Source organism: Glycocaulis abyssi (genome assembly GCF_041429775.1).
Classification (GTDB): Bacteria; Pseudomonadota; Alphaproteobacteria; order Caulobacterales; family Maricaulaceae; genus Glycocaulis; species Glycocaulis abyssi.
This window is the reverse complement of the sequence record NZ_CP163421.1, coordinates 764627-784447: the sequence shown is the minus strand read 5'-3', so window position 1 is coordinate 784447 and position 19821 is coordinate 764627. Positions and strand designations below refer to the sequence as shown.

Genomic DNA, 19821 nt, shown 5'->3' with positions numbered 1-19821 from the left:
CTACGACCAGCTATAGGCGGTCTTCACCTGGGTGAAGAACTCGGCCGCCGCAAAGCCCTGCTCGCGCGGGCCGTAGGAGGAGGATTTGGTCCCGCCAAACGGCACGTGATAGTCCACGCCCGCCGTCGGCAGATTGACCATCACCATCCCTGCCCTCGCGCGGCGCTGGAAGTCACGCGCATATTTCAGCGACGTGGTCGCGATGCCCGCCGACAGGCCGAATTCCACCCCATTGGCGATGTGAAGCGCTTCCTCGTAATCCTTCGCGCGGATCACAGAGGCGACGGGGCCAAACACCTCCTCATTATTGATCCGCATGGCGGCTTCAGTGTCCGTTATCAGGGTCGGCTGGACATACCAGCCGGGCTTTTCCATCTGCGGGCGGTCACCGCCAGCGACAATCCTGCCGCCCTCCTGCGTGGCGACCTCGATATAGCGATAGCTCGTCTCGCGCTGGTCCTCGCTGACTGCAGGGCCAATTTGCGTCTCCTTGTCGAGCGCATCACCAACGCGAAGCGCCTTCACACGTTCGGCAAGGGCGGCAACGAATTTGTCATGGATGCCGTCTTCCACGATCAGGCGGGAGGAGGCCGTGCAGCGCTGGCCGGTCGAGAAGAAGGCACCGTCGAGCGCGATGGTCACCGCCCGCTCGATATCAGCATCATTGAGGACGATGAGCGGGTTCTTGCCACCCATTTCCAGCTGCACACGCGCCTGACGGGCGACAGCCCCGGCCGCCACGCCGGCGCCCACTTTCTGCGAGCCTGTAAACGAGATGGCGTTGACATCCGGGTGGTCGACAATGGCCTGACCCACCCCGCCCCGGCCAATCACCATGTTCAGTACGCCCTCAGGCAGGCCCGCCTCGTGCAGGATCGCCACCAGCGCCTCTGCCGTAGCCGGTGTATGGCCGGCGGGTTTGAGCACCACCGTATTGCCGAAGGCCAGCGCAGGCGCGGCCTTCCAGGCAGGGATGGCAATCGGGAAGTTCCACGGCGTGATGAGGCCATAGACACCCACCGCCTGACGATAGGTCTGCACCTCCACCCCCGGACGGGTGGACGCGAGGTTCTGCCCGTGCAGGCGCAATGCCTCCCCGGCGAAGTATTTCAGTATGCGCGCCGCGCGCATCGTCTCGCCAATGCCTTCGGGAAGCGTCTTGCCTTCCTCGCGGGATAGCAGTGCGCCGACCTCCTGCGCACGTTGCATCAGCAGCGTGCCCGCCTTGTCGAGCACGTCAGAGCGCACTTCCGGCGAAGCCGCTGACCAGGCCGGGAAGGCAGCGCGGGCGGCCGCCACGGCGGCGTTCACATCGTCCGGCGAGCCATCAGGCACCCTGGCCACCACATCGCGGGTATCGGACGGGTTGAGGCTTTCGGCCGGACGGTCTCCCCCCTGCTTCTTGCCCCCGATCCAGTGCGACAGTTCGAGTGTGGTGGCCATGATATTTGGTCCCTTTCTGGCTATCCGGTCATCTGTTCCAGCTCCTTGCCGCGTGTCTCACGCACGATCGCCAGCACGAAGAAGAAGGAGATCAGCGCGCACACGGCGTAGAAGCTGTAGGTGGTCATCAGGCCGAGCCCGGCCGCCATGATCGGGAAGCTCATCGTGATCCCGAAATTGGCGATCCACTGGGCAAAGCCGGAAACGGCCAGCCCCGAGCCACGGATCTGGTTGGGGAACATCTCGCCGAGCATCACCCACATGACGGGACCCCAGGAGAAGTTGAAGAACATCACATAGATATTCGCCGACACAAGCGCGAGCAGGCCCATTTCGGGGCGCAGGTCGAGCATGCTATTGGTCAGCACCGCGCCTTCAGGATAGGCCGTGCCGCTGGCCAGCACCGTACCGGCCTCCAGCACCGTGCCTGCGGCCAGGAAATTGCCCGTGGAGAAGGCATAGGCGACAAGGCCCAGCGTCACCGCCATGCCCAGCGATCCGAAAAGCAGCATGGGCTTGCGGCCGATCCGGTCGATGACCAGAAGGCCCGCAATCACCGCCGCGATCGACAGCGCGCCTGAGACCACATTGATCATCAGCGCATCGCCTTCGCTCAGGCCCACCGACTGCCAGAGCACCGCGCCGTAATAGAAGACGATATTGATGCCCACGAGTTGCTGGAAGACAGCCAGGCCGATGCCGGCCCAGACGATCAGGCGCACGCCGCCCTTCTCGCGGTCAAACAGGTCGGCGAGCTTGGGCTTGTGGTCAGAGGCGAGCGAGGACTTGATCTCCTCCACCTTCAGCTTGGCCGCCTCGGCGCCGAACAGGCGGGTCAGCACCGCGTTGGCCTGATCGGTCTTGCCTTTGATGACCAGGAAGCGCGGGCTTTCAGGGATACGGAACAGGGCGATGAAGAACACGATGGCCGGAATCAGCTCCACCCAGAACATCCAGCGCCAGGTCTGGAAGCCAAGCCAGAACTCCGCCGTCGAGCCGCCGGCCATGTTGGCCAGCAGATAGTTGGCGAGGAAGGAGAAGAAGAGGCCGGAAATGATCGCGATCTGCTGGATCGTGGTCAGCCGCCCGCGCATCCGCGCCGGCGCGATTTCCGAAATGTAGGCCGGCGCCATGACGCTGGCCGCACCCACCGCAAGACCGCCGAGAATGCGGAAGAAGACAAACTCGCCGGAACTGTTGGCAACGCCCGAGCCCCACGCGCTGATTACGAAGAAGACCGCCGCCACGATCATCATGGTGCGCCGGCCGAAAATGTCGGCCGCCCGGCCCGCAAAGGCCGCACCAACCGCGCAGCCCAGCAACATGGAGGCGACATTGAAGCCGGTGCCGATATCCTCGGAGCCGAACGCGCCCCTCAGCCCGTCTACCGTACCGTTTATCACCCCGCTATCGTAACCGAACAGGAAGCCCCCTATCGTGGCAACCAGCGCGGTAGTGATGATGAAGCCCATATTGGTCTGTTCAGCCTCTACCGAACCGACCGCTCCCGTAGCCGAGAGATTGGCCATGTCTATTCCTCCCCATGGGCCTCTTTGGCGGGCCCGTTGTTCAAGGCTGGGCGAGCTATCGCCAGCCGGCGTCGACTATGTATTCATGTCCTGTGCAGGCACGTGCGTCGTCTGATGCCAGAAACATAGCGATGGCCGCTATGTCGCTGGGTTCTATGCGGAGTTTCAATGCCTGCTGGGCCACGATCTCCGCTTCCTGTTCCGGTGAGTACCATTTGGCCTGCCGCGGCGTCTTCACATTGCCGGGCACGATGCAGACCACGCGGATACCGTCCGCGCCGAGCTCACGAGCCATGGCTCGCGTCATGCCCTCCACCCCGGCCTTGGCGGTCTCGTAGACGGAGAGGTCTGCCAGCCCCAGATGCCAGGACAAAGAGCCCAGATTGACGATCACGCCACTGCCACGCGCGCGCATCGCCTCGATGACGGCCTGGCTGGCGAAAAACTGGTGGCGCAGATTGACCGCGATCCGGTTATCCCAATAGGCGGGCGTGACCTCCTCGATGCGGTGGCGGTCATCATTGGCGGCATTGTTCACCAGCACATCAACCGGGCCGACCTCCTCCGCGATACGGGCCAGAACCGCCAATAGTGCGTCGATATCGGTGAGATCGCAGTGATAATAGGACGGCGCAGGATCAAGCCCTGAAAGCGACTGATCCAGCGCACGCGAGGCGTCCTCGGCCATGTCGATAAAGGCCACGCGCGCGCCCTGACGGGCGAACCCTTCCGTCAGCGCTGCCCCAATGCCCGAACCCCCGCCTGTCACTACAACAACGCGGCCCTTAAGGGACGGATATACCGCCGCGTTGCCGTTCACCTTTGCAATCATGCTTCCTCCAGAAGTCCGCGGGCGGCGAGATTGCGCATCAGTGCCGAAACCCCGAACGTCCAGGGCGGCGCCTTGTCACAACTCGTTACCTTGTTTTCCAGAACGCCGAGGCGCTCCGATGCCAGGCGCACGATGTCGCCCACCTTGTGTGTAAAGCCCCTGCCCGGCGCGTCGCGGTCCTCAATGGGTGCGAACATCGTACCCAGCATCAGCGCCATGCCGTCGGGATACTGATGGTGCCGGCCGAATGCCTGACGGATCAGATCCAGGGGGTCGCGGCTGATCAGGCTCATCGAACTTTCGCCGGTGAGGACGAAGCCGTCCTCGCCCTCCACCCGAAGCGAGACGGTGGCCGCGCGCACATCGTCGAGCGTGAATTCCTTGTCGAAAATGCGGATGAACGGTCCCAGCGCGCAGGAGGCGTTATTGTCCTTCGCCTTACCAAGCAGCAGGGCGGAGCGGCCTTCAAAATCGCGCAGGTTCACATCATTGCCCAGCGTCGCGCCGATAGCCTTGCCGGCGGGGTCACAGACCATCACGACTTCCGGCTCCGGATTGTTCCAGCGCGAGTCCGAACGCACGCCGACATGGGCACCATAGCCGACTGCCGCCAGCACCGGGCATTTGGTGAAAACTTCCGCGTCCGGCCCGATGGCCACTTCAAGATATTGCGACCAGAGCCCGTCCTTGATCAGCGCCGCCTTCAGGCGTGCCGCGCTTTCAGAGCCGGGCTTGACCGAAGCGAGATCGCCGCCGATCCGCTCCTGCAGCGTCTCGCGGATATCCGTGGCGCGGCCGATATCGCCGCCTGCGCGTTCCTCGATCACGCGCTCGATGGTAGAGGTGGCGAAGGTGACCCCCGCCGCCTTGACGGCCTGCAGATCGACCGGAGCCAGTATCTCGATCGCGCCCGGCTTTTCGCGCGCCCAGACCGTTTTGACGGTGAAGGTGTCGACGGCCCCGATATCGCGTCCGCTGGTGGCGTCCAGCCCGCCGAGGCGGGCCAGAAGGTCGGCCGAGGTCGGTGCAACACCAGACATGTCGTACAGATGCCCATCGCGGATCATCACCGGCGTCGGCCCGTCATGCAGGGCAATGCGGCCGACAAGCGTTGCAAAACGCCAGTCTGCCGGCAAGCAATCGATGAGACGGGTCATTTCTCCCCCCGGGCTCTTGTCAGACCTGTCCGCAAGAGCACTGTTTGTTAGCGCTACCATCGCCGCTCACAGGCATGAGTGTCAAGCTGACGATGAACCAGACGCTTATACTCTTCCTACAGGCCCCGTCGAAGCCCGTATCACAAGCTTGTAGGGCAACAGGCGGTCAACGGGTTTGGCCGTCACACCGGGTGTCTGGCCCCGCCCGCCATCGGCAATGATGCGCACAGCCGCTTCGGTCATTTCAGCCACAGGCTGATGAATGGTTGTCAGTTCAGGCCAGACCGCAGTGGTGATGGGCGTATCGTCAAAGCCCGCCACGGAAAGCTGCTCGGGCACGGCAAAGCCGCGGTGATGCGCTGCCGCCAGCACCCCTGCGGCCATATCGTCATTACTGGCGAAAATGGCGGTCGGGGGCTCCTTGCTGGAGAGCAGGCGCTTGGCCGCTTCCAGTCCTGACCGGTAGGTGAAGTCGCCCTCCTCCACCAGTGAGGTGGCCTTGGGCCGTGCACGGCTGATCTCCGCCTCAAACCCGCTCAGACGCTCGGCGCTGGCGGTCTGGTTGGCAGCGCCCTTGATGAAGCCGATGCGTGTATGCCCCAATGACAGGAGGTGACGCGTCATCTCTGCGGCGGCAGCAAAGTCGTCAATGCGGACCGAATTGGCCTCCTGCCGCAGCAGCCCCGTGCCGACGGCCACGGCAGCGACACCATGCAATTTCAACTCGGCATGGGCGTCGGCGGATTCGGCGTGAGGCGAAGGAAGGACGACACCGGCCACGCCGCCTGCCACAAGACGCGCGATAGCGGCTTTCTCGCTGGCGGCTGTGGTGCCGCACTTCTCGATCATCAGCAGCGATCCGCTAAGCTGCGCGCCATCTAGCGCCCCCACGAGGAACTCGCTGAGATATCCTGCACTGGGGTTGGAATAGAGCAGGCCGACCCGGCGTCCGCCATGACGCGCCAGGCTTCTCGCTGCCGGATTGGGCGAATAGCCGAGCTCTTCCACCGCCTGACGAACCGCATCGCGTGTCGACTGTTTCACGCCGGCAAAATTATTGATAACGCGCGATACAGTCATAGGCGAAACGCCGACACGGCGCGCCACGTCCTCTATCGTCACTGCCCCGCGCCTATCCCTTGTTCTGGCCAATACTTCCCGTCCTGCGCTGGCAGCTATTGCATGTAACGCCTTTACGGCGCCTCTTTCTGCGATAGCGGATAATCAAATTGCGGTCCAGCTACCGGTCCTGCCCCCAATCCGTTTGTGCGCCCGGAACACGTGTGGCGCGCCACGCCAGGAAAGGGAGAAATGACAGCGGTTGCACCGGGCAGTGAAGCGAGGCAGTCTTTAACTTGTCAGACATGAAACCTTCGTCATGCCTGCTGCGCACCCCTTGTATCACCAGAGACACGGACACACCGAAGACACATGGCTGAACTCGTTCCGGTTGAAGCCTTTGACATGGTCATTTTCGGCGCGACCGGCGATCTGGCGCGGCGCAAGATTCTGCCTGCGCTGTTCCATCGCTGGTGTGACGGACAGATACCGGAAAATTCCCGCATTATCGCGGCGGCCCGCGAGGATATAAGCACGGGCGAGTATCTGGAGCGCGCCAGCGAGTTCGTGAACGGCGACAAGAAGGCGAAAGCCTGGGCCGCGTTTTCGGATCGCGTCAGCTACACCGCCATCGACGCCCATGGTGACGGCTCTGGCTGGGAGACGGTAAAAGACGCGCTGGACGATGATCCGGCGAAGGTGCGCCTGTTTTATCTTGCCCTGCCGCCATCGGTATACGGCCCGGTCTGCGCCGCGATCGAGAGCCACGGCCTTGTCACGCCGCGCGCGCGCATCGTGCTGGAAAAGCCGATAGGCCATGACTTCCACTCGGCCCGCCACATCAATGAAGCGGTTGGCGCTGTGTTTGACGAGGCGTCAATCTTCCGCATCGACCACTATCTGGGCAAGGAGACGGTCCAAAACCTGCTGGTGCTGCGCTTTGCCAACATGCTGCTGGAGCCGGTGTGGAACGCGAACGGCATTGACCACGTCCAGATCACCGTCGCCGAAACGCTCGGTGCAGGCGAGCGTGCGGAGTATTATGACCGCGCCGGGGCCCTGCGCGACATGGTGCAGAATCATTTGCTGCAGCTTTTGTGTCTTGTGGCCATGGAGCCGCCGGTAAGCCTGGACGGCGATGCGGTACGCACGGAAAAGCTGAAAGTGTTGCACGCGCTGCGCCTGATCCGCGCCGAAGATGCCGGCCAATGCCTTGTACGCGGGCAATATGGCGCGGGCCTGATTGATGGCGCGAAGGTGCCGGGCTATGCGGATGAACTCGGCCAGCCGACGAAAACCGAAACCTTCACTGCCATCCGGGCCAGCATTGATAACTGGCGCTGGGCGGGCGTGCCCTTCTATCTGCGCACCGGCAAGCGCATGGCAACGCGCCGTTCGGAGATCATTGTCCAGTTCAAGCCGGTGCCGCATGACATCATCCGCGCCGATGCCGGCGTGCTGCAGCCCAACCGTCTCGTCATCCGCCTGCAGCCCGATGAGGGCGTGAAGCTGATGATGATGACGAAGGACCCCGGTCCCGGCGGGATGCGTCTGCGCTATGTGCCGCTGAATCTGAGCTATGCGGACGCGTTCGAGGCTGGCTACCCGGACGCCTATGAGCGCCTGTTGATGGCGGTGGTGCGGGGCAATCTTGCCCTCTTCATGCGCCGCGACGAGGTTGAAGTGGCGTGGCGGTGGACCGATGCGGTGATCCGCGCCTGGCATGATGGCGCATGCCCGTTGCACGCCTACGCTGCCGGTACGGACGGCCCGTCGCAAGGATCGCTTCTGCTCAGCCGGGAAGGACGCGAATGGTTCGATGGCCACCATGCCTGAGACGTTCCACCCGTTCGGGAATGGCGATGCCGCTGCAAGAGCTCTCGCTGACGCGCTAGCCGATACCCTGCAGCACGCGCTGGCCACGCGCGCACGCGCCAGCCTGATCGTGTCGGGCGGCTCAACGCCTGAACCCGTTTACCGCCGCCTTTCGGTCACGGACCTCGACTGGACCCGCATCGATGTGGTGCTCGCAGACGAACGCTGGGTGGAACCGGGCGAAGAAGGATCAAACGCGGATTTCATCTGCCGTACGCTGCTGACGGGCAAGGCTGCGCAGGCGCGCTTTACGGGCCTCAAAAGCCCCGGCGCGCGAGCGGCCGACGGCCTTCCCGCCACCGAGGCAAGGCTCGCAGCTCTTCACTGGCCTGCCGACTGCGCCGTGCTCGGCATGGGCGATGACGGCCACACCCTGTCATGGTTCCCGCATGCTGACGGGCTGCAGGATGCGCTGTCCGAAGACGGTCCGCGCGTGGCAAGCATCACGGCAAGGCAAAGCGTCGTTACCGGCATGCTGACCGAACGCATCACCCTGACCATGCGCGCGCTGGAGGATCTGAAGCTCTGCGCCCTCCTCATCCGGGGCGATGCCAAGCGCGCTGCCTTGGAAAAGGCGCTGCTGCCCGGCCCGGTTGAAGACATGCCGGTGCGCGCCCTGCTGAACCATCCCCTGATCGATTTACAGATATTCTGGTCGCCCTGAAGCGACGCAAACCCCGAAGGCGCAGCCGATGTCCGCCCCGCTCCATCCCGTCCTGAAAGACGTCACTGCGCGTATAGAGACACGCAGCAGAGAGACTCGCGCCGCATATCTGGACCTGATCGCCAAGGCCAAGGCCGATGGCGTGCAGCGCAAAATCCTCTCCTGCGGCAATCTCGCCCACGGCTTTGCGGCCTCGGGCGAAGACAAGAATGCGCTCAAAGACCTTGTCTGGCCGAATGTGGGCCTCGTCACCGCGTTCAACGACATGCTGTCGGCCCATCAGCCGCTGGAGAGCTATCCGGCTCTAATCAAACAGACTTTACGCGAAGCGGGCGCGACCGCGCAGGTCGCAGGCGGTGTGCCGGCCATGTGTGATGGTGTCACGCAAGGCCAGCCGGGCATGGAGCTGTCGCTCTTCTCGCGTGATGTGATCGCGATGGCGACTGCCGTCTCGCTCTCCCACAACATGTTCGACGCCGCGATCTGTCTTGGCGTGTGCGACAAGATCGTGCCGGGCCTGCTGATCGGCGCGCTGCGCTTTGGCCACCTTCCCGTGCTCTTCCTGCCCGCCGGGCCGATGCCTTCAGGGCTCTCCAATGACAGGAAGGCTGAGGTTCGCCAGCTCTTTGCTGAAGGCAAAATCGGGCGCGACAAGCTACTGGACGCGGAAAGCGCCAGCTATCACAGCCCCGGCACCTGCACCTTCTACGGCACGGCGAACTCCAACCAGATGATGATGGAGATCATGGGCCTGCATGTGCCGGGCTCGGCCTTCATCAATCCCGGCACGCCCCTGCGCGAGGCGATGGTCAAGGCGACCGCAAAGCGCGCAGCGAAGATCACGGCGCTGGGGAGCGATTACCGCCCGCTCGGCGAGGCGATTGATGCCCGCGCCATCGTCAACGCGATTGTGGGGCTGCACGCGACCGGTGGGTCGACCAACCACACCCTGCACCTCGTCGCCATCGCGCGTGCGGCCGGGCTCATCATCAACTGGGATGACTTTGACGATCTCTCGCGCGTCACCCCGCTGCTGACACGCATCTATCCCAACGGCAAGGCGGACGTGAACCATTTCCACGCGGCAGGCGGCATGGCCTTTCTGGTACGCGAACTGCTGGAGGCAGGTCTGCTGCACGGCGATGTGCTCACCCTGGGTGCAGACAGCCTTGCTGCCTTTGCCACCGAACCCTTCCTTGACGGAGACACACTCGGCTTCCGCCCGGCCGCGTCAGAGAGCCTTGACCTCGACGTGCTGCGCCCTGCCTCCGATCCGGTGGCAAAGGATGGCGGTTTGCGCGTGCTGGACGGCCCGCTTGGCCGCGCCGTGATCAAGGTGTCTGCCGTCAAGCCCGAACACCGTGTGGTCGAAGCGCCTGCCCTCGTTTTTGACAGTCAGGACGCCATGCTGGCGGCGTTCAGGGAAGGAAAGCTGGAGCGCGACTGCGTCGTCGTGGTGCGCTTCCAAGGCCCGATGGCCAATGGCATGCCCGAGCTGCACAAGCTGACCCCGGCGCTCGGCGTCTTGCAGGACAGGGGCTTCAAGGTCGCGCTGCTGACCGATGGGCGTATGTCGGGTGCCAGCGGCAAGGTGCCCGCCGCCATCCACTTAAGCCCCGAAGCACTGGCGGGCGGCATGATTGGAAGGCTGCGCGACGGCGATGTGATCCGCGTCGATGCTGATAATTGCCGCCTCGATGTGCGGGTGGATGCTGCCGAGCTGGCCGCGCGCGAAGCCGCAGCCTGCGACCTCACCGCCAGCCATTCCGGACTTGGCCGGGAATTGTTTGCCGGTATGCGATCCCGGGTTTCCACCGCCGAGGAAGGCGCCATGGCCCTGCCCGGCCTGTGCGAGCCCGCCGCGCCCATACCCGTCACGGAGACTGTCGCATGAGCACCACACCCTCTCTGGACGCCGTCATCGACGCGGCAAGCGTCATTCCGGTGCTGACGGTTGAAGATATCAAGACCGCAGCCCCGCTGGCACGCGCGCTAGCCGCAGGCGGGCTGAAGGTGATCGAGCTGACCTTGCGCACGCCCATCGCCCTTGATGCGATGAAGGCGATGCAGGATGCCGCGCCGGACCTGATGGTCGGCATGGGCACGGTGCGCACGCCTGAGCAGGCACACGCATCCGCAGAGGCGGGCGCGGCCTTCCTCGTCAGCCCCGGTTTGACGCCTGCGCTGGGAGACGCGATGCTGGCCACCGGACTTGCCTGCCTACCGGGTGTTGCCACCGCTGGCGAAGCGATGGCCGCACGCGAGCAGGGCTTTGAGGTGCTCAAATTCTTCCCCGCAGAGCCCGCAGGCGGGATCGCTTACCTGAAAGCCCTCGCCGGGCCGCTGCCAGATGTGCGCTTCTGCCCAACCGGCTCGATCAGCCGGGAGCGAGCGCCGGACTATCTCGCCCTGCCCAACGTGGTGTGTGTCGGCGGGTCATGGATCGCGGACACGAAGGACATTACCAGCGGCAACTGGGCCGCCATCACCGCCAATGCCCGCGCTGCGCAGGCGATGAAGCGCTAGGTGTTCGCTCATGCAAACCTCTCCCTTTCGCGACGCAGTTTTCTGCGGCTAATGTGAAATAATCGCGGCGGAAGGCGAAACGCGGCCCCGCCCCCTTCCAATGGAGCGCCCGACATGACGACCCATCTCAACGCCGCAGTATTCGGCGAGGTCATGCTGCGCCTGAGTGCGCCGGGACGTGAACCGCTCCTGCGTTCGGCGAGGCTGGACACCTGTTTCGGAGGCGCAGAAGCCAATGTCGCAGCGGGCCTGGCCACCCTTGGCCACACAGCGCGCGTCATTACTGCCCTGCCTGACAATGCGATTGGCGATGCCTGCCTTGGCGAACTGCGCCGGTCAGGCCTCGACACCGCGCATGTCATCCGCGGCATGGGCCGGATGGGGCTTTACTTTCACGCCAGCGGAGCGATGCAACGCCCTGCCGAAATTGTCTATGACCGCGCTCATTCGGCATTCAGCCTGATGCCTGCTGAAGGCTGGAACTGGGACGCGGCACTGGCCGGGGTGGACTGGTTGCATCTTTCAGGCATTACGCCTGCTCTTGGCGCGGCCCCGGCGCAAGCGGCCCTTGATGCCGCGCAGCACGCCCGCGAGCAGGGCGCAAAGGTATCTTTCGATTTCAATTTCCGGCCCATGCTCTGGCAGGGGCGCGAGGCCGAGGCCGGCGGGATACTCGGCAAGCTGGTGGCGCAAGCGACCGTGCTCTTTTCCAGCGCCGGTGATCTGGCCCGCATCATGCCGCTTGAACTGACCGGAAATCGCGTGGCCGATTTCGACAGCGCCGCAAAGGCCGCTTTCGCCCGCTTCACCGGCCTTGAATACATCGTCACGACCTTCCGCCAGTCGCGCGGGACACTTGAACAGACGCTGGAAGCCCGGCTTGCCAGCCGGGACGGCGTGATCGCTGCCGGTCCGGAGACACTGGCGGGGATCGTTGAACGCATTGGCGGCGGCGATGCATTTGCAGCCGGCCTGATAGACGCTCTGGCAAGCGGTGCAGACCATCAGACAGCACTCGCCGATGCGCTAACGGTAACAGCGGTCAAACACTCCATTCCCGGCGATCAGTGTACAGTGCGGCGCAGTGATATCGCCGCATGGCGTGAGGGTAGCGACCTGAAACGCTAAGGCTGCGCGCGCACCTTTTTTTGCGGCTGAATGAAAGCAGATGACGAGATCGTCCCCGCCCGGCAACACCTTCCCCTGCTCGCTGTGATCGCGCCGCGCGATCAGCATGCTTTCGCGGCGAGCGGTGTTGGGCCAACCAGTCCAGATAGCGGTTAACCTCGCCAATCTCATTCAAGTGGCGCTAGCCAGTATTGCCCTGACCGGCCTTTCGCCCGGATGCGGCGCGTGTGCGGTTGAATCTGCGCTACGCGATGATCTCGGTGTTTCTCGTTGATGGCAGCCTCGACAGCCTGCGCATGGACGGGCGCTGGCTCGGCTCGGCTGGACCCTATGTCGCCCAGCCCAGCATATCGCTGTCCATGGCGGCTCCACTCGCCGGGCTGGTAAGGCCGGTGCGCGACGAAAAGCTGGTGCGTGGGGAAGACGTTGAATATTTCTGTACTCAGAGCGGGCAATAATTCTAAATCGGCTTCACACTATGCTGCCCCCCCGAAATGGCTCCAAGGAAGGCGCAAACACGATGAACTCACTCGAAACCCGCATCCCGCCTCCTCTTGTCGTGCTGGTGAGCGGCGCGCTGGGCTGGGGTCTCACGGCCCTGACGCCTGGCCTGACCATCAGCCTTCCCGGCCAGGGCGCGCTCGGCCTGCTGGTGGCCGCGCTGGGCGTTGCCATTGCTGCCTCCGGCATTCTCGCCTTCAGCAAGGCCCGCACCACGGTAAGCCCGATTGATCCGGGTGCCGCGACCGCGCTCGTCGTCACCGGCATCTACAACTACACCCGCAACCCGATGTATCTGGGCATGGTGGTCATGCTGCTCGGCTGGACGATCATCCTGGGCCATCTAGGCGGGCTCGTGGGCGCCGCCCTCTTCGTCGCCTATATCGACCGGTTCCAGATACAGCCCGAAGAACGCGCCCTGCAGGCTCTTTTCGGTGATGCGTTCACCGCCTACCGCGCCCGCGTACGCCGCTGGATCTGAACCTGCCTCGCCTTTCGCATTGACCTTCCCATGATGGTAAGGTTCAGGGTGTGCGCCAGCCGCACCCATGAATGCCGATGGAAAGGACACCGTGATGACTGGCAAGACCGCTACCCTCTACCGCATGGATATGCCGGACCATACCTGCCCCTACGGGCTGAAGAGCCGCCACCTCCTGCGCAGCAAGGGCTACGAGGTTGAGGACCACCTGCTCACCAGCCGCGAGGAAACTGACGCATTCAAGGCCGAGCATGGCGTGAAAACGACTCCGCAGACCTTCATCGATGGAAAACGCATTGGCGGGTATGAGGCGCTGCGCGAGCATTTTGGCCTCTCTACCGGCAAAGGTACCAGCTACACGCCGGTCATCGCCCTGTTCTCGGTGGCCGCCCTGCTGGCCCTCGCCGTCGCCTGGCAATCGAACATGCCGATCGTGGGCCTGCACACGGTGGAATACTTCATTGCCATCGCCATGGTGTTGCTGGGCCTGCAGAAGCTGACCAATATCGAGTCCTTCTCGACCATGTTCCTGAACTACGATTTGCTGGCGCGGCGCTGGGTGCCTTATGGGCGCATCTATCCGTTTGCCGAGGCCGGTGCGGGCCTTCTCATGCTGGCGGGCAGCCTTATCTGGCTCGCCTCCCCGGTTGCGCTCTTCATCGGCACCATAGGGGCCATTTCGGTCTTCAAAGCGGTCTATATCGAGCGGCGCGAGCTGAAATGCGCCTGCATGGGCGGCGACAGCCGCGTACCGCTCGGCTTCATCTCGCTGACCGAGAACCTGATCATGATCGCCATGGCGATCTGGATGCCGCTGCGCATGTATGGCGTGATCTAGATGAATATTGGCGAAGCGGCGAAAGCCTCGGGCATTTCACGCAAGATGATCCGCTATTACGAGGAGATCGCCCTGCTCCAGCCGGGGCGCACGGCCAACGGCTATCGCGTCTACGCCCCGCAGGACATCCACACGCTGCGCTTTATCGGCGCTGCCCGGCGGCTGGGCTTTTCGGTGCCCGATGTGAAGGCCCTGCTGGCCCTGTGGCAGGACCGCTCGCGCTCCAGCGCCGATGTCAAACGCCTGACAGACGGGCATATCAAGGCGCTGCGCGCCCGCGTGGCGGAGATGAACGCGATGATCGGGACACTGGAAACCCTCGCCAGAGCCTGTGACGGCAATGACCGGCCCGACTGCCCGATCATCAACGCGATTGCGGCGCATGATCCCGGTTCACAGCGCAGGTGAACACGGCTGGTAATCACACCCATCGCAAGAAACGGGCTGCTCCGGCCGCAAGCCCGCTCCATAAGCCTCCATCGCCATCACAGGCGCGGCAATGGAGGTATCAATGAGTTATATCGTCAGGGGGCTGGACCCTCAGCCCTTCGCACACCTGTTCGGTCAGTCCGGCGAAGCACTTGAAGTTCAAGGCGTGTTCCGCTTTCAGGCCGAAGCCGGGTCCGGACTGCCCGACCGTGTGGAGCTGCGCGATCTGGAACCGGGCGAAACGGCACTGCTGGTGAATCATGTTCATCAGCCTGCCAATACGCCCTACCGGGCAAGCCACGCCATCTTCGTTCTGGAAAATGCCGTCAATCCGGCAGTTTACGAGAACATCATGCCGCCCGCCCTGCAGACGCGCCTGTTATCGCTGCGGGCGTTGGACGCGGCGCACATGATGGTGGACGGCGATGTTGTGGAAGGCCGCGAAGCGCCCGGCCTCATCACGCGCATGTTTGCCAATCGGGCGGTTTCCTATATCCACGCGCATTATGCCAGACGCGGATGTTTTGCCGCGCTCATCGACCGTGGATAAGGACGCCGGGATGCCACAAGCCAGCCAGGCCGAAATCGGGAAAGCCCCATCGCCGCTGGAACGCCTTCTTGCCATCATGGCGCGCCTGCGAGACCCGCAAACGGGCTGTCCCTGGGATGTGGAGCAGGATTTCGGCTCCATCGCGCCCTATACGATCGAGGAAGCCTACGAAGTTGCCGACGCCATCGCGCGCGGTGACATGGCAGATCTGAAATCCGAGCTGGGTGATCTGCTGTTTCAGGTCGTTTTCCACAGCCAGATGGCATCCGAGGCCGGGCACTTCTCCTTTGATGATGTCGCTGACGCCATCGCCGAAAAGATGGAGCGGCGTCATCCGCACGTGTTTGGTGATGGCGATGCGCGCGACGCACAAGGCCAGACAATCGCCTGGGAGGCGCAAAAGGCCGAAGAGCGCGCGGCGCGAAACCCGGACAGCTCTGCCCTCGCCGACATCCCCCTCGCCCTGCCCGCGCTGCTGCGGGCGCTGAAGCTCACCAAGCGGGCCGCCCGCGTCGGGTTTGACTGGCCGGATGCGGAACGCGTGCTCGAAAAGTTCGAGGAAGAAGCGCGCGAGCTGCGCGAGGCTATCGCCGCGAAAGACACCGCGAACATCAAGGAAGAAATAGGCGATTTATTGTTTGTTTGCGCCAATCTGGCGCGAAAACTTGATGTTGACCCGGAAGATGCCTTGCGCGAAGCCAACGCCAAGTTCGAGCGCCGATTCCGCGCCGTAGAGGCGCGCATGGACGCCGCTGGAAATCCGGTTGCGTCGGCCAGTCTTGACGAGATGGAAGCCGAATGGGGCCGCGTAAAGCAGGCTGAGCGAGCAGGCGGCGAGAGCAGCTAGCCTCTACGCATCCGCCCCGTCATTCAGCACGGCAGCGAATTTCGACCGGAAACGGCCGGCATCCGGCCCGGCGAGCCGCGCCTCGATCCGTATCTGCCCGGTCTTGGCGTCGCGCCGGTCACTGACAACCTCGCCATGTTCATGCAGCCAGGCGGCGATTTCGGCCTGTTCGGGCGGCAAATCCAGCACGATACGCTCATCATTACGGCCAAGCGCCGCGTCGACAGCTTCCAGAAGCGCAGCCACCCCCTCGCCCGTGACGGCGGAAACCGGGTGGACCGATACCCGCGACTTGCTGGCAGCGATGCGTGCCGCCCAGACCACATCGTCGCGCGCTTCCTCGTCAAGCCGGTCGATCTTGTTCCACGCCTCAATCAGGGGCTGGCCATGGGCCGGACCGCAATCGAGCGCCGTCAGCACGCTTTCCACATCGGCCTTGCGCCCTTCATGGTCGGGATCTGACAGATCACGCACATGGACGAGGATGTCGGCCTCCCTCACCTCTTCCAGCGTGGCGCGGAAGGCGGCGATCAGCTCGGTCGGCAGATCGGTGATGAAGCCCACAGTATCCGACACCAGCACGCGGCGGCCCGATGGCAGGCGCACGCCGCGCACGGTCGGGTCCAGCGTGGCAAAGGGCATGTCCTTGGCCAGCACTCCGGCTGCGGTCAGACGGTTAAACAGGGTGGACTTGCCCGCATTCGTGTAGCCGACCAGAGCGATTGAGGGCCATGGCGCGGCCTGCCTGCGCGTGCGGTGCAGGGCGCGGGTACGCTTTACCTGCTCCAGCTCGCGGCGCAGCTTGGCCATCTTGCTGGCCAGCAGCCGGCGGTCGGTCTCGATCTGGGTTTCACCGGGGCCGGCCAGGAAGCCGCGTCCGCCGCGCTGGCGCTCAAGGTGGGTCCAGGTGCGTACCAGGCGCGAGCGCTCATAGGTCAGGCGCGCGAGCTCCACCTGCAGCGTCCCCTCACGGGTACGGGCGCGCTCGGCGAAGATTTCAAGGATCAGGCCGGTCCGGTCGATCACCTTGACCTGCCAGCGCTTTTCCAGATTGCGCTGCTGGACCGGGGACAATGCGCTGTCGATGATGACGGCCTGCGCCTCAAGCGCCTGAATACGCTCATGGAGCGTTTCCAGCTTGCCCTTGCCGAAAAACGTGCCCGCTTCCAGCTTGCGCACAGGCTCGATTATGGCGTCGACGGCCTCAAGGCCCAGCGCGATGGCGAGACCTGAGGCTTCCTCAAGGCGCGCATCGGCCCGGCTGGCATCCGTGCCCGGCGGCAATGGATGGATGACCAGCGCGCGTGTCGATGCCGGTGCGGTTTGGGTCAATCGCTATCCCCGTCCGCGCCGTCTTCGGCGCCGTCAAACAGCTGCACCGGCTGGCTTGGCATGATGGTCGAGATCGCATGCTTGTAGACCAGCTGGACCTGACCATCGCGGCGCAGGAGCACGCAGAAATTGTCAAACCAGGTGACAATACCCTGCAGCTTCACCCCGTTCACCAGGAAGATCGTCAGCGGCGTCTTGGTTTTACGGACTGTATTGAGAAACACGTCCTGAAGATTCTGTTTTTTATCGTTCGACATGGCCATCCACCTTTTCCCCGCCCACACAAAGGGCATCACACACAAGGAACGCCATAGGTAGCGGGCGTTGGCCGCGCCTGCAATGGGGTAAGAGGCGGGGCTTCACGCCCTCACCCTTCGAGGCCCGCCTCGTAAGACTCCCTAAGCGCCCCGGCAAGCGAACCGGGTGCGCCATTGGCCACCGGCCGCCCGTCAATGCTGACGACAGGCATCACCATGGAGGTGGCCGAGCTGATGAATGCCTCGCGCGCGCTCAACGCCTCCTCCACCGTGAAGGCCCGCTCTTCCAGGCGCAGTCCTTGGGCAGCGGCGATGCGGATAATGCGCTGGCGGGTAATGCCGTTGAGGATGTCATCGCCTGCGGGCCGCGTTACCAGCACCCCCTCACCCGTCACGATCCATGCATTGCTGGAGCTGCCTTCGGTCACCTCTCCGCCTGCGTTGATCAGCCAGGCTTCAAACGCGCCGGCTTCGCGCGCTGCCTGCTTGGCCAGCACATTGGGAAGTAGCGATATACTTTTGATATCACAGCGTTTCCAGCGGATATCATCGGTCGTGATAACGCCAATGCCCGTTTCCGCGCGCGCTGCCACCGGCGCGCGCGGGGCTGGCCGGATCGTGATGATGATGCTGGGCCTGACCGGCTTTACCGGAAAGGCGTGGTCGCGCTTTGAAACCCCGCGCGTCACCTGCAGATAGACCAGCGCATCGCCCAGCCGGTTGCGGCGTAGCGTCTCACGCAAGGCGATATCCAGCGCCGCATCGCTCATCGGCAGATCAATGCGCAGCTCGCCGAGCGAGCGTTTCAGGCGTGCCAGATGCCCGGCATGGTCAAGGAAGTTTCCATCGCGGACCAGCCAGACCTCGTAGACACCGTCGGAGAACTGAAAGCCCCGGTCCTCGATCTGGACGGCCGGCGCATCGATGGGCAGGTAGCGGCCATTTACATAGGCGATGCGGGCCATGATGCGTCAGTCTCCGCTGAACAGAAGGAACAGGACCGCAGCCAGCGGCAATATCTCGATCCGGCCGAGAATCATCAGGATCGAGGCGATTATCAGGCCGCCAGTGCCCACTTCGCCATAGGCTTGCCCCGCAATCGGACCGGCATTTGTCAGCGCCGCGCCCGCCACTGACCAGGCAAGCCCCATATCAGCCGCAAACGGCCCCAGCGCGAGAGCGCCAAGCGCCAGAACCACCGGATAGGCGAGCGCATACGCCCAGACCGATACCAGAGCCGCCTCGTTGACGGCGCGCCCGGCAAAGCGTGATCCGCCAGCGGCAGAGGGCTGGACCAGAAGCAGGATGTCGCGCCCTGCCCGCCGGACCAGCAGGCGCAGGCGCGCCATCTTGATCCCGCCCGATGTGGAAACGGCTGCGCCACCGGCCAGCGCCAGCATCAAGAGGGCAATCACGGGCAGACCCGCATCTGCCGGACTGACCGAATAGCCAGACGTGGTGACCGCGAACAGCGCATCGAAGAATCCGGCAATCCCCGCCGCAGGGCTGGCCACAAGGGCCAGCATGGCGCCGCAAACCACCGAAACGATCAGCATGGAGCGCACATCGCCGAAGCGGCGCGTCACCCGGCCGCGCGAGACATGCTCGTAAAGCACGGCCATATTGCCGGCACCGAGGACGCACAGGACGGCCAGCACGGCTATGGCGGGCATTGGCAGCCATTCTGTCAGCTCGCCCCCGCGCGGCACGTAGCCGCCTGTGGAAATGCCCGACAGCGCCAGGTTGAAGGCTTCGAACCCGCTCGCGCCAGCAAAAGCCAGCACCACGAAACCGATCACAGTCAGGCCCGTATACACCCCGCCCAGCCGGACAAGCGCGCGTCCCAGATTGGAGAACAGATCACCACTATCGATGGTGAGAAGTGATGAGCGGCGCAAGCCGGCACGCCGGTCATCCAGCCCTGCCAGTACCGTGACGGCCAGCACCAGCGTCGCCAGCCCGCCCAGCCATTGCAGCATGGAGCGCCAAACCACCAGGCTGCGCGGCATGGCGTCCGGCTCTGTCAGCGTTGCGCCCGTGGTGGTCAGCGCCGACACCGCCTCGAAAATCGCCTCTATCCAGCCGTCCGATACGGTCCCGAAAGAGGGGGCTGCCACCAGCGGGCCGGTGATCCAGCCCAGCACGAGAAGGCGCAAGGCCGCTGGCGCGCGGACCCTGCGATCAAGCCCCAGCGTGGCCGCCAGGCACGCCCCGCCTGCGAATATCCCGATCAGGGCGCTGGTGCCCAGCCCCCGCGCGGCAGATGCCTCGCCAAGAGCCGTGGCATAGAGCGTCACGGGCAATGCAGACAGACCGATGACAAGCCAGCTCCAGCCCAGGGCGCGTATCGTGCGGGGAGATGGCTGCATGGGA

General features: G+C 64.0%; 20 protein-coding genes. 11 read left to right on the top strand and 9 right to left on the bottom strand.

Annotated features, from left to right (window positions below; genetic code table 11):
• From AB6B38_RS03900 to AB6B38_RS03880, 5 genes are all read right to left on the bottom strand, one after another.
• Nucleotides 1–1443 (bottom strand): aldehyde dehydrogenase family protein, encoded by a 1443-nt coding sequence (locus AB6B38_RS03900; RefSeq protein WP_371394453.1) that lies wholly within the window; start codon nucleotides 1441–1443, stop codon nucleotides 1–3.
• A 20-nt stretch (nucleotides 1444–1463) separates the two neighbouring features.
• The gene (locus AB6B38_RS03895; RefSeq protein WP_371394452.1) at nucleotides 1464–2972 is read right to left on the bottom strand and encodes a sugar porter family MFS transporter; all 1509 of its coding nucleotides are present in this window, start codon (nucleotides 2970–2972) and stop codon (nucleotides 1464–1466) included.
• 55 nt (nucleotides 2973–3027) lie between these two features.
• Nucleotides 3028–3804 carry an SDR family NAD(P)-dependent oxidoreductase gene (locus AB6B38_RS03890; protein WP_371394451.1) on the bottom strand — a complete coding sequence of 259 codons (777 nt, stop codon included), beginning with the start codon at nucleotides 3802–3804 and terminating at the stop codon, nucleotides 3028–3030.
• Nucleotides 3801–4961, bottom strand: coding sequence for a fumarylacetoacetate hydrolase family protein (locus AB6B38_RS03885; RefSeq protein ID WP_371394450.1), 1161 nt, complete (start codon nucleotides 4959–4961; stop codon nucleotides 3801–3803). Before AB6B38_RS03885 ends, AB6B38_RS03890 begins: the two co-directional genes overlap by 4 nt.
• 105 nt (nucleotides 4962–5066) lie before the next feature.
• Nucleotides 5067–6083 (bottom strand): LacI family DNA-binding transcriptional regulator, encoded by a 1017-nt coding sequence (locus AB6B38_RS03880; protein ID WP_371394449.1) that lies wholly within the window; start codon nucleotides 6081–6083, stop codon nucleotides 5067–5069.
• A gap of 309 nt (nucleotides 6084–6392) precedes the next feature.
• On the opposite strand from AB6B38_RS03880, the gene zwf reads away from it, so the two are divergent.
• The 11 genes from zwf to mazG all read left to right on the top strand — a co-directional run bounded on the left by zwf (nucleotide 6393) and on the right by mazG (nucleotide 15859).
• The gene (zwf, locus tag AB6B38_RS03875) at nucleotides 6393–7856 is read left to right on the top strand and encodes a glucose-6-phosphate dehydrogenase (protein WP_371394448.1); all 1464 of its coding nucleotides are present in this window, start codon (nucleotides 6393–6395) and stop codon (nucleotides 7854–7856) included.
• Nucleotides 7840–8559 (top strand): 6-phosphogluconolactonase, encoded by a 720-nt coding sequence (gene pgl, locus AB6B38_RS03870; protein WP_371394447.1) that lies wholly within the window; start codon nucleotides 7840–7842, stop codon nucleotides 8557–8559. The genes zwf and pgl overlap by 17 nt, the downstream gene beginning before the upstream one ends.
• 28 nt (nucleotides 8560–8587) lie before the next feature.
• Nucleotides 8588–10453, top strand: a complete 1866-nt coding sequence (gene edd / locus AB6B38_RS03865) for a phosphogluconate dehydratase (RefSeq protein ID WP_371394446.1) — start codon at nucleotides 8588–8590, stop codon at nucleotides 10451–10453.
• On the top strand, nucleotides 10450–11085 hold the full coding sequence (gene eda, locus AB6B38_RS03860) for a bifunctional 4-hydroxy-2-oxoglutarate aldolase/2-dehydro-3-deoxy-phosphogluconate aldolase (protein WP_371394445.1): 636 nt from the start codon (nucleotides 10450–10452) through the stop codon (nucleotides 11083–11085). Before edd ends, eda begins: the two co-directional genes overlap by 4 nt.
• Before the next feature lie 114 nt (nucleotides 11086–11199).
• Complete coding sequence (locus AB6B38_RS03855) at nucleotides 11200–12213, top strand: sugar kinase (protein WP_371394444.1); 1014 nt, start codon at nucleotides 11200–11202, stop codon at nucleotides 12211–12213.
• 227 nt (nucleotides 12214–12440) lie between these two features.
• Nucleotides 12441–12671 carry a hypothetical protein gene (locus tag AB6B38_RS03850; protein ID WP_371394443.1) on the top strand — a complete coding sequence of 77 codons (231 nt, stop codon included), beginning with the start codon at nucleotides 12441–12443 and terminating at the stop codon, nucleotides 12669–12671.
• Nucleotides 12672–12733: 62 nt separating this feature from the next.
• The gene (locus tag AB6B38_RS03845; RefSeq protein ID WP_371394442.1) at nucleotides 12734–13195 is read left to right on the top strand and encodes an isoprenylcysteine carboxylmethyltransferase family protein; all 462 of its coding nucleotides are present in this window, start codon (nucleotides 12734–12736) and stop codon (nucleotides 13193–13195) included.
• 94 nt (nucleotides 13196–13289) lie between these two features.
• The gene (locus tag AB6B38_RS03840; protein ID WP_371394441.1) at nucleotides 13290–14033 is read left to right on the top strand and encodes a MauE/DoxX family redox-associated membrane protein; all 744 of its coding nucleotides are present in this window, start codon (nucleotides 13290–13292) and stop codon (nucleotides 14031–14033) included.
• Entirely contained in the window at nucleotides 14034–14441 is a 408-nt protein-coding gene (gene cueR, locus AB6B38_RS03835) for a Cu(I)-responsive transcriptional regulator (protein ID WP_371394440.1), read from the top strand.
• Nucleotides 14442–14544: 103 nt separating this feature from the next.
• Complete coding sequence (locus AB6B38_RS03830) at nucleotides 14545–15012, top strand: DUF1203 domain-containing protein (protein ID WP_371394439.1); 468 nt, start codon at nucleotides 14545–14547, stop codon at nucleotides 15010–15012.
• Between the two features lie 10 nt (nucleotides 15013–15022).
• Complete coding sequence (gene mazG, locus AB6B38_RS03825; protein WP_371394438.1) at nucleotides 15023–15859, top strand: nucleoside triphosphate pyrophosphohydrolase; 837 nt, start codon at nucleotides 15023–15025, stop codon at nucleotides 15857–15859.
• 3 nt (nucleotides 15860–15862) lie between these two features.
• On the opposite strand, the gene hflX is transcribed toward mazG, so the two are convergent.
• From hflX to AB6B38_RS03805, 4 genes are all read right to left on the bottom strand, one after another.
• Nucleotides 15863–17191, bottom strand: a complete 1329-nt coding sequence (gene hflX / locus AB6B38_RS03820; protein ID WP_371394437.1) for a GTPase HflX — start codon at nucleotides 17189–17191, stop codon at nucleotides 15863–15865.
• Nucleotides 17188–17448: an RNA chaperone Hfq gene (gene hfq / locus AB6B38_RS03815; protein WP_127566732.1), complete on the bottom strand. Its 261-nt coding sequence runs from the start codon at nucleotides 17446–17448 to the stop codon at nucleotides 17188–17190. Before hfq ends, hflX begins: the two co-directional genes overlap by 4 nt.
• 110 nt (nucleotides 17449–17558) lie before the next feature.
• Entirely contained in the window at nucleotides 17559–18413 is an 855-nt protein-coding gene (locus tag AB6B38_RS03810) for a D-amino-acid transaminase (protein WP_371394436.1), read from the bottom strand.
• Between the two features lie 6 nt (nucleotides 18414–18419).
• Nucleotides 18420–19817, bottom strand: a complete 1398-nt coding sequence (locus tag AB6B38_RS03805) for a potassium transporter TrkG (RefSeq protein WP_371394435.1) — start codon at nucleotides 19815–19817, stop codon at nucleotides 18420–18422.
• Nucleotides 19818–19821 lie beyond the last annotated feature (4 nt).

What these genes read in the sequence shown, in the direction of transcription:
- AB6B38_RS03840 (WP_371394441.1), top strand. Translation starts at nt 13,290, where the DNA reads ATGACTGGCAAGACCGCTACCCTCTACCGCATGGATATGCCGGACCAT.
- mazG (WP_371394438.1), top strand. Translation starts at nt 15,023, where the DNA reads ATGCCACAAGCCAGCCAGGCCGAAATCGGGAAAGCCCCATCGCCGCTG.
- AB6B38_RS03845 (WP_371394442.1), top strand. Translation starts at nt 12,734, where the DNA reads ATGAACTCACTCGAAACCCGCATCCCGCCTCCTCTTGTCGTGCTGGTG.
- AB6B38_RS03890 (WP_371394451.1), bottom strand. Translation starts at nt 3,804, where the DNA reads ATGATTGCAAAGGTGAACGGCAACGCGGCGGTATATCCGTCCCTTAAG.
- eda (WP_371394445.1), top strand. Translation starts at nt 10,450, where the DNA reads ATGAGCACCACACCCTCTCTGGACGCCGTCATCGACGCGGCAAGCGTC.
- zwf (WP_371394448.1), top strand. Translation starts at nt 6,393, where the DNA reads ATGGCTGAACTCGTTCCGGTTGAAGCCTTTGACATGGTCATTTTCGGC.
- AB6B38_RS03805 (WP_371394435.1), bottom strand. Translation starts at nt 19,817, where the DNA reads ATGCAGCCATCTCCCCGCACGATACGCGCCCTGGGCTGGAGCTGGCTT.
- AB6B38_RS03895 (WP_371394452.1), bottom strand. Translation starts at nt 2,972, where the DNA reads ATGGCCAATCTCTCGGCTACGGGAGCGGTCGGTTCGGTAGAGGCTGAA.
- AB6B38_RS03810 (WP_371394436.1), bottom strand. Translation starts at nt 18,413, where the DNA reads ATGGCCCGCATCGCCTATGTAAATGGCCGCTACCTGCCCATCGATGCG.
- hfq (WP_127566732.1), bottom strand. Translation starts at nt 17,448, where the DNA reads ATGTCGAACGATAAAAAACAGAATCTTCAGGACGTGTTTCTCAATACA.
- cueR (WP_371394440.1), top strand. Translation starts at nt 14,034, where the DNA reads ATGAATATTGGCGAAGCGGCGAAAGCCTCGGGCATTTCACGCAAGATG.
- AB6B38_RS03830 (WP_371394439.1), top strand. Translation starts at nt 14,545, where the DNA reads ATGAGTTATATCGTCAGGGGGCTGGACCCTCAGCCCTTCGCACACCTG.
- AB6B38_RS03885 (WP_371394450.1), bottom strand. Translation starts at nt 4,961, where the DNA reads ATGACCCGTCTCATCGATTGCTTGCCGGCAGACTGGCGTTTTGCAACG.
- pgl (WP_371394447.1), top strand. Translation starts at nt 7,840, where the DNA reads ATGGCCACCATGCCTGAGACGTTCCACCCGTTCGGGAATGGCGATGCC.
- edd (WP_371394446.1), top strand. Translation starts at nt 8,588, where the DNA reads ATGTCCGCCCCGCTCCATCCCGTCCTGAAAGACGTCACTGCGCGTATA.
- AB6B38_RS03855 (WP_371394444.1), top strand. Translation starts at nt 11,200, where the DNA reads ATGACGACCCATCTCAACGCCGCAGTATTCGGCGAGGTCATGCTGCGC.
- AB6B38_RS03900 (WP_371394453.1), bottom strand. Translation starts at nt 1,443, where the DNA reads ATGGCCACCACACTCGAACTGTCGCACTGGATCGGGGGCAAGAAGCAG.